This window comes from Acinetobacter sp. 797_lipA, from assembly GCF_058243025.1.
In genome coordinates, this window is sequence record NZ_JBZAYQ010000003.1 from 1 (window position 1) to 13,276 (window position 13,276).

General features: G+C 45.0%; 16 protein-coding genes and 1 pseudogene. All 17 read right to left on the reverse strand.

Annotation, left to right across the window (positions count from 1 at the left end; genetic code table 11):
- A pseudogene (locus AC4CU2_RS18110) lies at positions 1 to 236 on the reverse strand (hypothetical protein); the annotation flags it as partial.
- Between the two features lie 65 nt (positions 237 to 301).
- The gene (locus tag AC4CU2_RS18115) at positions 302 to 880 is read right to left on the reverse strand and encodes a hypothetical protein (protein ID WP_490769288.1); all 579 of its coding nucleotides are present in this window, start codon (positions 878 to 880) and stop codon (positions 302 to 304) included.
- The gene (locus tag AC4CU2_RS18120; protein ID WP_490769289.1) at positions 880 to 1,560 is read right to left on the reverse strand and encodes a hypothetical protein; all 681 of its coding nucleotides are present in this window, start codon (positions 1,558 to 1,560) and stop codon (positions 880 to 882) included. Before AC4CU2_RS18120 ends, AC4CU2_RS18115 begins: the two co-directional genes overlap by 1 nt.
- Positions 1,560 to 2,057, reverse strand: a complete 498-nt coding sequence (locus AC4CU2_RS18125) for a hypothetical protein (RefSeq protein WP_490769290.1) — start codon at positions 2,055 to 2,057, stop codon at positions 1,560 to 1,562. The genes AC4CU2_RS18120 and AC4CU2_RS18125 overlap by 1 nt, the downstream gene beginning before the upstream one ends.
- Positions 2,057 to 2,662 carry a WGR domain-containing protein gene (locus AC4CU2_RS18130; RefSeq protein ID WP_490769291.1) on the reverse strand — a complete coding sequence of 202 codons (606 nt, stop codon included), beginning with the start codon at positions 2,660 to 2,662 and terminating at the stop codon, positions 2,057 to 2,059. Before AC4CU2_RS18130 ends, AC4CU2_RS18125 begins: the two co-directional genes overlap by 1 nt.
- A gap of 74 nt (positions 2,663 to 2,736) precedes the next feature.
- Positions 2,737 to 3,822, reverse strand: coding sequence for a toprim domain-containing protein (locus AC4CU2_RS18135; protein ID WP_490769292.1), 1,086 nt, complete (start codon positions 3,820 to 3,822; stop codon positions 2,737 to 2,739).
- Between the two features lie 181 nt (positions 3,823 to 4,003).
- Positions 4,004 to 5,089: an NUMOD4 domain-containing protein gene (locus AC4CU2_RS18140; RefSeq protein WP_490769293.1), complete on the reverse strand. Its 1,086-nt coding sequence runs from the start codon at positions 5,087 to 5,089 to the stop codon at positions 4,004 to 4,006.
- A gap of 112 nt (positions 5,090 to 5,201) precedes the next feature.
- Positions 5,202 to 5,399, reverse strand: a complete 198-nt coding sequence (locus AC4CU2_RS18145) for a hypothetical protein (RefSeq protein ID WP_490769294.1) — start codon at positions 5,397 to 5,399, stop codon at positions 5,202 to 5,204.
- Between the two features lie 5 nt (positions 5,400 to 5,404).
- A complete protein-coding gene (locus tag AC4CU2_RS18150; protein WP_490769295.1) occupies positions 5,405 to 8,143 on the reverse strand; it encodes a DnaB-like helicase C-terminal domain-containing protein in 2,739 nt (912 codons plus the stop codon).
- A gap of 33 nt (positions 8,144 to 8,176) precedes the next feature.
- On the reverse strand, positions 8,177 to 8,632 hold the full coding sequence (locus AC4CU2_RS18155; protein WP_490769296.1) for a hypothetical protein: 456 nt from the start codon (positions 8,630 to 8,632) through the stop codon (positions 8,177 to 8,179).
- A 97-nt stretch (positions 8,633 to 8,729) separates the two neighbouring features.
- Entirely contained in the window at positions 8,730 to 9,455 is a 726-nt protein-coding gene (locus AC4CU2_RS18160) for a hypothetical protein (protein ID WP_490769297.1), read from the reverse strand.
- Positions 9,456 to 9,554: 99 nt separating this feature from the next.
- Positions 9,555 to 10,442: a replication initiation protein gene (locus tag AC4CU2_RS18165; protein ID WP_490769298.1), complete on the reverse strand. Its 888-nt coding sequence runs from the start codon at positions 10,440 to 10,442 to the stop codon at positions 9,555 to 9,557.
- Between the two features lie 639 nt (positions 10,443 to 11,081).
- Positions 11,082 to 11,333 (reverse strand): hypothetical protein, encoded by a 252-nt coding sequence (locus AC4CU2_RS18170; RefSeq protein WP_279690171.1) that lies wholly within the window; start codon positions 11,331 to 11,333, stop codon positions 11,082 to 11,084.
- A 12-nt stretch (positions 11,334 to 11,345) separates the two neighbouring features.
- On the reverse strand, positions 11,346 to 11,891 hold the full coding sequence (locus AC4CU2_RS18175; protein ID WP_279690173.1) for an N-acetylmuramoyl-L-alanine amidase: 546 nt from the start codon (positions 11,889 to 11,891) through the stop codon (positions 11,346 to 11,348).
- Entirely contained in the window at positions 11,891 to 12,295 is a 405-nt protein-coding gene (locus AC4CU2_RS18180) for a hypothetical protein (protein ID WP_490769299.1), read from the reverse strand. The genes AC4CU2_RS18175 and AC4CU2_RS18180 overlap by 1 nt, the downstream gene beginning before the upstream one ends.
- Positions 12,296 to 12,375: 80 nt before the next feature.
- Entirely contained in the window at positions 12,376 to 12,846 is a 471-nt protein-coding gene (locus tag AC4CU2_RS18185) for a DUF4376 domain-containing protein (RefSeq protein ID WP_490769300.1), read from the reverse strand.
- A 182-nt stretch (positions 12,847 to 13,028) separates the two neighbouring features.
- Complete coding sequence (locus tag AC4CU2_RS18190) at positions 13,029 to 13,244, reverse strand: hypothetical protein (RefSeq protein WP_490769301.1); 216 nt, start codon at positions 13,242 to 13,244, stop codon at positions 13,029 to 13,031.
- Positions 13,245 to 13,276 lie beyond the last annotated feature (32 nt).

Consider the following 13,276-nt stretch of genomic DNA (forward strand, 5'->3'; position numbering starts at 1 on the left):
ATTGCATGCCCTGCAGCTAATTCTTCCTCACGCATTTCTAATGCGGGGCAATGACGACGTTGAATGGCCACTTTACAATCTGAATAATTGCTGCTGATTTTCCCCTCGCTATTAATGCGACTGAGACATGCAGAATATGCAGGGCGATGACCGCCAAAATTACAAAATTCGCAGTAATATGCGTTGCTTCCAGATGCCGACATTTCTATAGGCAGAGTGTTGATTTTTTGATTCATTGTTTCGATCTCTAAGTGAATACAGTTATTTTAAATGCTGCGCTGTAGGATTGCTGCGGATAGTTTTACCCCCAACTTCCCCACGCTTCACCATAGTGATTGGCGCGATTGATCTGAGGTTTGTTTTCGTCATTGACGATCTGATTCTTGGTCGTGCGGATGTACGCTGATAATTTTGCAGCAATCCACGACTCATGCTCCTTAAATGCCTCTTTCACTTCTTTTTCAAAGTCTTCAAGCATCTTGCTAGAAATATACGCGACGCCTAATCGGGCAATTTTTTGAAGCGACGGAACATTCAGAACATTCAAGCTTCCAAGTGTCTTATTCAACTCGTCACCAACTTCAATTAGCTGATCAAAAACTGCAATTTCATTGGTGCGCGTTTGATGTGAGTCAATTTCACTCTGCTCGTTGGAGACTATGTCCACATTCATGCTACTAATGCTCTTGCCCACGCCGTTTAGCGCAATATCAATGAACATTGCTCGGTTTGGGCCATGCGACCTTCCTTTTTTGACTTCACTCTCCGTCGCTTTATAGGTGACAAGAATTTCAAGCATGGCGTGACCCAAATCAAAACCTTCCGCGTGCTGCCGTCCGGAAACAAACAGACGGGTTTGGCGCATGTATTTTCTACCCATTACCAACTCCCCCATGATTCGCCGTAGTGTTCGTCGCGCGTTGCGTTGCTCACTGCGGATTTAGTTTCAGGTTCAATCGCTTCTCCTTTGCTTAAATTGTTCATAACAGCGTTATGAATGGCAAAAGCATAGTCGTGCGCGGCGGTGATTTGCGCCCGCGTTTCGGTCAATTCGCGTGCGTCACATGAATTGAATTTATCGCTCCCGATAAACTCCTGTAATTCATCATAAAGAACGCTGAGTTGCCCATATGTTAGATGCGATAAACTCTCGTCGACTCCTAGTGCCAACGCGCCAGAAGGACTAAGCGTTCTCTCTAGGTCTTTTAACTCACACAAATCTTCCTCATTGAATGGTCTGAGCCTTTCGCTATTTTTTGTTTTGGCAAAATCAAGCATGCCCTTGATTCTTTCCACGTCGTCTACGTCTTCGTGGTGCTTAGCGATAAGCGCAAGCTTAGAAATCTCGTCATCTTGAATTACGCCAAACGCTAGTGGTTTAGTTTTTACACCAACGTGCTCTGCCACTGCGTTAGACGGCTTAATAAAAATAGAATAATGACGAATTCGGTTGGTTTTGTAGATTTCGCCATATCGATCTTTATCTTCATACTCATAAACGCTGACTGAGCTTTCCACGGTCCAATATGGAGTGTGCTCGTTGAAACTTTCCGAACTCATTACCAACTCCCCCATGCCTCGTACGCTTGTGGTTTTTCCATCTTCATTACGTCACGCTCAATGAGCGCTTGGGCCTCTACACTAAGACCCTTGATATAGCTCTTAAGCTCGAACTCCGTCATGTACAGTACGCGAGTTTCGTTTTGCAGGAGCTTGACGTTTGAATCTCGATAGCCAAGCGCTTCAATTTCCGTCACAAAGTTGACAATTTCACGGCGCTGTTTGGAGATGATTTTTTCCACAAAATCATTGACGTTATCGAAGTTTTGATCATCCTCAATGCCTGCGGTTTCGTTGAAGGTTGGCACAATTGGCGCGCCCTTCAACTGAGTGATCTCTTTTGAGTTTAGACAATAGGAACACCCCTCGCCCAACTTGTGAAAACCAATGATTAACTGAGTGCCCTTTGCAGAGTCCGAGTCATTTGCGGCAAGAACCTTGAACACACCCAACCCTTCTGTGACGACATAACCAACACAACCACTTTCTGTACTCATTACCAAGCTCCCCAGCTTTCGCCATAGTGCGCTTCGCGTTTGCTTTCTAGCGCATTTATTTCCTCAAGTTTTTGTTGCTGCGCTTGTTCTGCGGTCATGCGGCTGTATGTCGATTCACGTTCATTCGTCCCTATTGCCGCAGTGAGAACGGATTTTAATAGTGCTTGCTTAAGATCGGTCATTCCTTCACGGCCAAGGTCAGCCCAATCGTTTACGCTGTTTGACGTTAATTTCGAGTTGGTTGCGTTTTTTTCCGTAATATCGACGAGCCAATTTCCAAGCTCAATATTAATAAACACTTCCGCTTCTGCAAGATCGCGAAAAGAAATAGTGCCAATACCGCTATTTCCGGAGTTGAGACCCACATAGCCACGACGTTTTTTACTTTTAATTAAATCTCGAAATTCGGTAACACCCGACGTCTCTTGCTCATAAGGCGTTATCTGCACTCGACTCTGCTTGCCGATAGAGCCATACATGCGCATGATAAGAGCTGATTTGGTTCCGCCGTTATTTACCGAAATCGCCGCAAGTAAAATCGCGTAATGTTTGGTTCCGCCTTCATGCTCTGCATGTGTATTATAAAAACTTATATCAATGCTCATTTTTAAAACTCGTTGTTCTATATCTATGATTTTATAGATTCTCAATAGGAGAGCTATATTGGGTAAAAACGACCCTACGCTTTTGCCAAGCGATATTTCAGCAGCAACTTGGTCGCGCTTGCGGGTGTGATTTCAACCGCAGATCGATAGGCTTTACGCACTACGCTTGGCTCAACTTCGTTGGGGTCTTTACCTTTTGGCAAGATTGCAACTTTAACTTTAATGCCGTGCATTCTGATTTTTAACGCGGTCTCGACTGCATCTATAATCGCCGCCTTTTCGCCGTCCCACATGATCGTTAGCTTGGACATTCCAGCGTCTTTGAGTTTCAGCAATTCTTCCATCTGCGAGTTCTCAAAGCCCTCAGAGATATGTTTACCGAAAGAGCCAATACAGCCGACGTTGCGCAGCGCAATATCCGTTTTAAAAGCTTGATAGATTGCCATGACGTCGAATGCACCTTCGCCCACAACCACATCAACGTAGCCATACGCGTTGTGCCCGTTGTACAAATAAGTACCTGTGGACGCGAAGCCAGGAGGGAACAAGTATTTCTTTTCCGCTGTGCCAGTAATGTCACGCCCTTGAAAGCTCACAAGGCGACCGTCTAGGTCTTTGACGGGAATCAAAATTCGCTTTGTGTAGTTTTGATACTGTTTTTCGCCAGTTGGGCCAATGAACTCAAACCAACCCTTAGCGCAGAAACGCAAACCAAACTCACGCACCGTATCCAAATCAATGCCGCGTTCAGCAAGGTATTTCAGATTTTTACCTTCATGTGGCAGTTCAATCGACTTTGGTATTTTCAGCTTGCCTACGCTTTGAGTTTTGGCGACCTTTTTTACCTTTGGTCGCCAACCTTGTTCCATTGCGACATTTTCAATGTGCTCAAAAACCTCACGATTGCTAACCGTCGAGCCAAGATCAGCCTTTACAAATGACCATTTAGTGAATTTCGCTTCGCAATCGCCGTGAAAGCAGTTGCCTAAACCCGTGTCTTGGTTCAGGTAAACCTTCCAATTGTCGTTACCGCACGCGGGACAGCGTTTGACGTTCAACTGTGTGCCCGACTTACCGTGAACGACTTTATATTCGTAGCCTTCACGGTTAAGCCAATACTCCATGTCGATGCGGTCTAGGGTTTCTGATAGGTCACTCACAACGATTCCAACTTATTTTTGCATGGACAGTTTTTAAGCCAGTACATGAAAATCCAACGACCGCCAGCGTATAGATAGACGCGCCCGCGCTCGATACGATATTTCGCCTGTGTATCAACATGCCGATGTGTTGCCAAACTAAGATCAAACAACCCCACTTTAATTGTCATAACATTGCGCCTCAGATGAAGCGCAAATTATTAAGTTTGCAATTGTCCATATTGCCATCGATATACTCGTAGCTATAAGACAAGCCCTTTGCTTTTCGCTCAGGGTGGAATGTCTCTACAACCACTTGCGCGACAGCGACAGGCATCTTTAAGCCATCGCGACAGAGTGTAACCGTCAGTTCGCCATCTTTGCGCACAGGGGTTAATTCACGTCCACGAACGAAGCGATAGTTTTTGGCGTTGTATTTTTTGATGTTTTCAGGCGTCAACATGCTTGGCTCGCCATCTGAGCGTGTACCGCCAAAGCGATGTACATAGCGCTCAAGTGAACGAATGACGCCCAAGTTTGAAACTTGATAGAAGCCTTCAAAGTACGGGACGTCTCGCCATTCGGTTTGCTCACACGCCTCTAACGCAAACGGTGGAGACATTTCGACAGTTGCGGCCTCAACCATTTGGCTTTGATCGGCATCGGGTCGGGTGAAGGTGTCAAGGTAGCTGTAATCGCCCGTGATCGGTGCAAGGTGGTTGCAGCCGCGCATTGTCTTGCCTTCTTCGTTAAGTTTGTTTAGATGCGCGCGTCCAGCGTCATTCAGGCGTTCAGCGCGCCCCTCTGATATCCAATCAATGTTTGAAATGCGGCAGTCGCTAGTATCGTCATTTTTATATACGACGACGCTTGTTGAGCGCTGCAATACATCGGGGAAACGCTTGGCCCAAGATGGCTCGCCTTTGAACTTCAACAACACCAATTTCGCAGTGGATAAAGTGATCTTATAACGCTTGCCTTTATATGTTGCGACAATGACGTGTGAGATCGAGTGGTGTTCAGCGCGCTTAATTACAGGTGGCGTAATCAAATAAGCACCGCGACCACTGCGTTCAGGCATGTATTTCACTCGCCCTTCGCTTGAAATGCTAACTTTTCGATCTAATACATTTAAAGAGCGCCAAGACTCTTTTTCTGACAAATCTTGCGTGCTGTAATTGTCGATAGGCGGTTGAACGAAACGCTCAACCTCTTTACTTTTGTCAGAATCCACATAAGCGAGAAAATTGCGGGCCAAAGAAGCCATACCGCGCATGATCATATTCATAAATAATCACCAATTGATTGAATACATAGTTGTATTGAAAACTGTTAAAGCATAGCTGAACTATTTTAGGATTAAAATAGTCAGCGCTGACTTATTTATATTGGGCGCAAAATTACCCTTCTTTCTTTTCTTCTTTCTTGTTGTCCTTCTTGTCGCTTTTCAGCGCCGCAAAGCAGCCAGCAACAGTAAGCACACCCAATGAAAGCGCAATGCCAGCGGTCAAACTCAGCATGAAAACATCCACCAAAGTTTCAAATGAAACACGTGGAAGCAAGACTTCGTAACTTGATTTAATTTCCGTGATTTGCATGTGATTTACTCCACTCTGATAATTTCTTCTAGGAATCGCATCATGGCGACGTTTTGTTTAATTACGACCGTAAAGCCTGTTTCTTGGTTACGTGACGCCGCAAAGTACAGTCGAGCCTCGCCTCGCGCTGCTTCTTCTTCCGTTTTGTTGATTGAGATCACCAAGTCAGCAATACGAATTTTGTTAAAGTCCTCTGCAACGTGGTCCATCTTCGCAACGGTAGACTTATGCCCTTCACGGTTCGTCTGCGTCGCTGTAATCAACGCCACATTGAAATCGTGTGCGATTGCACGTAAATCGGTGTAAACGCTCTTAGAGTTCGCGATATCGTCATTCATGCGGTGATCGGGACGCATCAGGTCGGCATAATCGACCACAATCATGTCGAACTTAATTGGCGGTCGCATCGTGCCGTCGGCATTTCGTCCAGGGTTTTGGTAGCGCTCGACCAATTTACGCAATTGATTTGGGCTGAATGTACCCGAGCCGTATTCGTGAATGATGAATTTGCCCGCCGATGCTTTTGCAATGTCCACTGCATCAGCAACGTGAATCGCCTTATCACCCAGATCACGCATATTGGTCTTGGAGATCGCTGCGTCCATACGGTCTGAGATAATGTCCGCAGATACTTCAAGCGTGACATAAAGCACGTTAAATTTGGCGAGCGTTGCTGCGCGTCCAAAGTTAATTAAGGCTTGTGTGTTGTGACTGACAAGACCGTTGGCAAAGAAGCTGTGCGTGTCAGGCACGGTGACATCCACCGTAACCGCTGTGGCGTGTTGCAAAGTCTTGACTTCTTCGTAATAGTAACGACCGCTCACCAACGCTCTCAATTGCTCTACAGCGCTGCCGCATAGCTTAAACCTGTCTGCATACGTCAAAATCTTTTGAGCAAGCGCTACAGTCAAATGACGCACTTCTCCATCGACTCCACCGCGAATCTTGCGCAACTGTCGATAGAACACAGGGTCAAAGGTTGATTTCAGCGGATAGCCTGAGTTTTGAAACTCTTTCATCACGCGCCCAATTAACTCACGCTGATGCGGTAGCCATTCTCTTGCCGTTGTGTCTTCGCAATCGTAGGAATCAAGAACATCATTCTTTCTTGATTCGTACAAACCAATCAGCTTTAAGGCTTCGATGTTACGACGACCTGACACCTGTAGGCGGTAATAGTCACGCATGATTTTTAAACCATTTGTGGCGCAGCTTGTCTTTTCTGAATAGGCAGCAATGACACCTTCGTTTAGGAGTAGCATGTGAATCTGCTTAATTAGCTTTTTCGATGCCATACATAAATCAAAGATCACTTTGTTGCCAATCTTTCTGACATTGCCCTCTAAACCAATAAGTGCGCTGACAAAGGCGAGTACCGAAGACTTAGGTGCGCTTAGAACCGCATGTGGCACAACCTTATGTTTGGAGACTGCGTAAACAACCCCTAACTTTTCAAGGTAGGCTTTTAAGCTCAAGCTCTGCACAATGGCGCGATCTGTCTTGTTGGGTTGTGAGTGAACTTTTGCGCTTAAACCAAACAATGATGCCGTTAGCGTGATGAAGCGCTGTAGAATCACAGGGTCTTTTTGCGTAAATTCCACCTGACCTTTTTGACCCAAGTACCCTTCTGCAATTGCCATCGCTAACCATTCGGCAAGCTCAGGGGTCATTGTCGTTGGGTAACTTGTACCTTCTGCCGCATAGCTCAAATCAACTTTGTTGGCATAAACTTGTTCGCCTTGCTGACCGACGATGAAATCACCAATCTGCAACTCGTCAAGCTGACGCCATTCATGTTGACCTGTTTCGCTCATAACAAGCATTGGGTGATGGTGCGTACCTTCAATCGAAAAACCGCGTCGGGTCTTGACCTGAATCGTTGGCGTAAGACCGCTGTTGTAAACGTGACTTGTTGCTTCCATACCGTTCATTCCCAAGATAGGCATGACGTGATCTTTGAACTGATCAACACCTAAATCCAGAGGAACAATGTCACCAATTTCGATCAGACCGTCGTTGGTAAAGATCATGGTATCGCGTGTAACGCATTTACCACTCTTTGGGCCACCCATGAGCAACAGCATTTCCTTGCGACCCCAACCGTGATGGTAGAGCAAGTTATCTAACTCACGACAGCCAGAAGTAATGCCCGTCTTCGGTGTTTTGCCTAGTTTTTTGTCAATACGAATGGCTTGGCGATTTCGCGCAGCCTCGTAGTAATCATAGCCGCAGCCGTCTTCGTTTACACCAACCGCAAGTGCCGTCTTAACAAGTCCTTCGATCTTCTCGTATTCGCCTCGCTCTAAGTGAGGAACTGAGTTCAAGATCGCGTGTGACATTGCTTGTTTACGCGCAAAATCAACAATCTTTTCCTCAACGAATAATCGGTCGTGAACAGCCGTTGAATACAGCACTTTGCGCGAATCAACAACCGCCTTTAACGCAGTGCCTTTGAGAATCTTGGCGTGCGCTTGGTCTTTGATGACTTGTGCAATCGATACAGGGTCAGGTGCGCAGTTGTATTTGGCAAAATGAGCCAGTGACATTGAGACTAGACGTGCCTCCCCTTCGTTTTCAAAAAACTCAGGGTTAAGAATGTGCGACGTCTTGCGAAGAAAGTCATCATCACGCAGAGCCAAAGCCGCAATCTTGGACTGAAACTCTGCATCGTATTCAAATTTTTCCTCGACAAATCCCTCAAGACCATCTTCGGTCTCCTCGGTCAATACCGCTTCCTCTGACATAAGAAAATCCTTATAAAAAAATAAATCTACAAATTAAGACGGAATAAATGAACCGCCGCCGAAACCTTTAAAAATTGAACCGTCAGTGCTTACAGTTCCTTTTTTCGATAGTTCGTCCGCGAGTGCTTCAATTCCCTTCACAGGTGAAAGTTCCACAATTTGCGATTTAAACAGAACGCGTGTTCGGTAGCCTTCACCGTCAGTGTTCTGACATTTCAAGGAGATCGTTTGTTCGTCTACAGCTTTAATTTGACCGCGTGCAACTTGTCCTAAAGACGTGATGACAATCACTTCTTGCTCGGACTCACTGAGCTTTTTCAGAAAGACCATGTGACCGTATTCGGGCAATTGGCGATTCGGTTTGCGCTCTGCCTGCGGAACGTAGTTGGTTCGTGGGGTAAATTTTAATGACTTGGGTTCGTTGCGGCTCGGTACGGTATTGCCGTAACGCGCTTGCTCCTCCGCCGTGTTATTCCAGTTGTTACTCATAAGAAAATCCTCTTATCTATTTGGATTAAGTCAACGCTGACTTAATAATCATGTTTTGATTATAGTCAATATTCACTTAATTTGTAACGTCACAAAATCATCCAATTGCATGATTCATGGCGTCTTGTACGACATAAGTGTCGAAACAATTGAGTGCCGTCTCTATTCTCAAAGCGTCGTATAAATACAAACAAGCACTTAGAGAAAAATGCGGCACACGTCTGCGCTTGATTTGCTGAACAATAAATTCCTCATAATCAATTTGCATCTGTGAATTGATATAGTTTGCGACTGTGAAGTAAGGACTGCAAGCAATTTGCAGCGTCGCGTCGCAATGCGCCTGCCATGCGACATAAGCGTCCGTGAGCATTTCTTCGGATTTAAGCTGAGTCGGCCGCGGTGGCAATGGTCGTCCGTTTGCTATGATTTTACGGCAGCGATTGAACGCAAAATTGAGAAAGAACTCATAGCGCATGCCTAGAGCATCAATTGCCTGTCTAAGCCTCCAAAAAGACAATACTTCGCGACTCTCCAAAAAATCATGTTGCTTGATGGGTTTTACGAATGGGGCCGCTTCATGATTAATCGCCTTGCGGTAAAAATCTCGGTACGCTTCTTTATACTTGCGCAAAAAATAGTACGTGGCTTCCATTGGGTGCATCAGGCGGTAGTCAAACCATTTGGTCGTCATCAAGTCCGCTTCAATCTTGCGTTCTTTAGCAGGAATGCGCTTCATCATGAGTATTTCATAATGTTTTGGCTCAAGACCGCTTCCGAAGAAGTGACCTGACCATTCCGCGTTGTTTTGATGATTTGGCTTCACTTGGGTAATCCGCAATCGACTGAATATATTTATTACTAGATTATAGATAATAATTTATTAAATATTCGGTCACAGAACATTTACCCAATGGCGGTTATATTAAAACCCAAGTTGCGGTAGTCCATCGTCATCAAGCGGCCGATCCGACTCATTCTCGGTAGCGCCGTCATCACCCATTTCAAGCATTTTATTTCTAAGCGCTTCGTCCTCAAGAAGCTTCTTCGCCTCTTTGCTGCGCACAATGGCCTCAGATGCCTTATTAAACGTAAAATGCCCGCCGTGCACACGTTTGCCAACTTTAGTTGTTTCGTACGCCATGTTCAGGTCAGGAATGGTCTTATTAAGCATTGCAACCGCTCTCCCTATCACATCGCGGTTAAACAGCTTCGTTTCTGTGTACTTGTCCTCCGGCACGCTCATAGAGCCATCTGAAAGAGGGAACGAAAGCCCAATGCCGAGTCTCTGCTTCAAATCTTCAATTTCAAAGAATTGAGTTTTGCCGATGGTGCGCCATTGCATTGCATATTCAAGAATGCGAATTGCATAGAAAGAAGGCAGTTTGGACAGTAGCATTAGATCATACAGAGTGTACCGTGCATCTTCCTCCATTAAGGCTTCTGCAACTCGCTGTGAGAACATGATTTCGACAAAGCCTGTCTTTTCGATGTATGAAACTTCCGATACCCAATTGGCAAATGTGACCTTGATTTTGTTCTTTAAAATCTCATCAGGACGACGGATTATCAGCATTTTTGATTTAAGCGATAGAGTTGATTCAATCAGCGCTAAATGATAATTACTGTTGTTTTCCTTGAGACCGTATGATTTGACAAAATCGCTCACATGGAAACGTATTCGATCTGTGAGTGGGTTTAAGTTCTTGATTCTAGCCTGATAAATTCCCATAAGCACAACGCGGTACTCATTTAAAGCCAATGCAAAATGAGCCTCATTGATTGCGTTATTTTTTTTAATTACGTTCGCCATTTGTTCCCTAATATCAAGTCAGCGCTAACTTAGGCTATTTATGCTCACCCATCACACGCCCTTATTTATGACTCAGGGAATGTAGCGCGATTTGTCATTTGGTTCAAATGGCTTATCCACAAAAGCTGTTGATAAAAACCAATATATCTGTGGATAAGCCTGTGGATTGCAAATATATCTGCTCACCCGTTCACGCTATATCTGCTCACCCGTCCACGCTATTTAAGCTCACCTGACACGCTATATCTGCTCACCTGACACGCTATATCTGCTCACCTATCATGGCTCAAAGCCTTATGTGACGCATTACGGATGCATCGGAAAAGGTTTTAAACGGTCGCTGCACGGGTGCAATCGCTGCGCAACTGCCGTTTCGCTTTTTCAAATTCGAATTTATAAATTTAAATTTATAAAAGAGCGTTTCACTTCTTAATTCACAAATTTTTAAATTTAAATTTTTCATTTTTTATTAAATACACAACAATAGCTTGATCATGCCCTATTTACGCACAGAATCGCGCACATAGACGCCAAAAGTGAAAAACAGTAAAACATACGTTTTCAGAGAAAGGCAACGAAATAGCGCAAATGAGCGCAAATTAAAAAGCCCCAAACTGAGTTCAGGGCTTTGATTTAAATTCAAAATGGAGTTGATTCGTCTTTTTTGATCACAAACGTGGCATTTAGGTATTCATGCCAGAGTTCGGAGCAATCATCCAACACTTTTCGAATCTTTGATTTGATCAAATTCAATTGTTGTTGTTTAGACAAGGCGCAAAAATCTCGAACTGCGTCTTTGAGGTCTAAGTAGCCCTCGTATAAGCCTGCACCTAAACGAATGACAGTAATGATGCCTTTGGTCGCAACGTAAATCTCAATCTTTTTGTCCATTTTAAACTCCAGTTAATTGAGTTTTTTGACGTACTCAATGATCTCATTGGCAATTGCTTTGCAGATCAGCCATTTTTTCGCATTCCAAACCGCCAGTTCGGCTTCATTGGTGATGAAGAAAAGTTCCAGAATGATACCGCCACCGCGTACATAGCCAAGTCGGCTGTGTTGGCCAGAGCCTTCACTTTTCCAACCGCCGTCTGAACCACGTGTTTTGATACCCATAACTGTTGCAATTGCGCCACACATTTTTTGACAAATGGCCTTGTGTTTGACAGCGGCTAACGCCTCTGTTCCACCCGCTTTTTTATCAGAAAATGCGTTGCAGTGAACCTCAACAGCCAACACTGAGCCGTCAATCAGTTGAATTGCACGCGCCAAAGGTAAATTGCCAAAGCCTTCGCCATCTGTACGCGTTTGAATGCCTGCAGTTTTGAGGTAATGAACAATCATATTTCGAGCATCTGCGGCAATGTCGGCTTCGCGAAATAGACCGTTGGTTGCGCCTGGGTCCGAATCGCTATGCCCTGCCGTAATGGTGACAATTTTTATAGCCATTATTTACCATCCTTGAAGTCGTCACGTGCTTTACGCAATTCGCGGACAACTTCGATAATGTTTTTGCCTTCTGTTTCGCCGATGTACGTGGTAACCCAGCGCACAATCGCCCAACCCGGTAATCCACAGAGAAAGAAACAACCGCCAATGGCCATCATTCCGTAAACGTCAGTTACCCATTCGTGAAGCCCCCACTTGATGATGATGAAGGAGCCGCCTGCAAGACTTGAAACAACGGTACAAATCAAACCCACAGCCCACTCTTGCGGTGAACGTGGCATGCGGGTCATAAACACCACTGCTGATACCATTGCGACGCACAAAATGACGGTAATCGTCATGCCAAATGCCTTTAAAAAGGCCGCCAAACCATAACCACCGATTGTTGATACTGGCTCGGTCATTTCTCTGATCTCACTTGTTGGAAGTTTGGGGAATTATCCACCAATTCCCCTTATTAAATCAATCAGCGCTGACTTAATAATTAAAACAAAACCGCATCAACCTCTGCCGGTGTTTGCGCTTCGTTAATTGCAATACGCGCCGCACGACCTCGCGCATGGGCCGATTGAACATGCTGCGCCATCGCTACGCCTAGATCGGCAATGTCTTGAGCGGACAGCTCAATCACTTCGTCATTTGATAACGTCCACGTCGTCGGCATGCCAAACACAACCGCCGCAAGGATTCGACCTTGCGAAACTTGATCTGAGTCAAACGGTTTATCATCCCAAGTGAAGCCGCCAAACTCTAATTGATTACGCTGTAACTTAACCTGATTCCACTTTTCGGTGCGCGCCACAACGACATTGCGGGTATCAACCCACTCTTTTAGATCGTAGTTAAACTCCATGAAATATTTAGGAGCTGCGCCAATAGCCACCCAACTTGTGCCGTTCCAATAGTCAGTTGTACGCGGTGGGGGGATTATGGTTAGCGTGTGGTCTCCCGGCACGTTGGCTAGAATTTCTTGCGCCGTGCCTGTTAATTGGGTGACGAAGCGGCCATTTGGCGCGATAAGATATTGCATCATTTTAAATTACCTTTGTTGATTAAAAAATAAGTCAATATTGACTGATTAACTCATTGTATATGAACTTGGATATTTTGCATTGATTATCTCCACATCAACCAACATTACACTAAGGTAATAACCATAGCCGACAACAATGGGCGAGAAAATTCCTGCGTTTTACTTATATTGATATTGGCTGACGTGATCGTCCCTGTGCTTGAATTGTATTGATAACCACACTGCGCATTATTAACCATACCCTTCGGGTGCATATGCGCCGTAAAGGTGATTGGTTGGATGATCTGAAACGCACATGGCCACATTGGACAGTGCGGCATTGTGCCACCTAAATTTTGGCAATAAAAAAGCA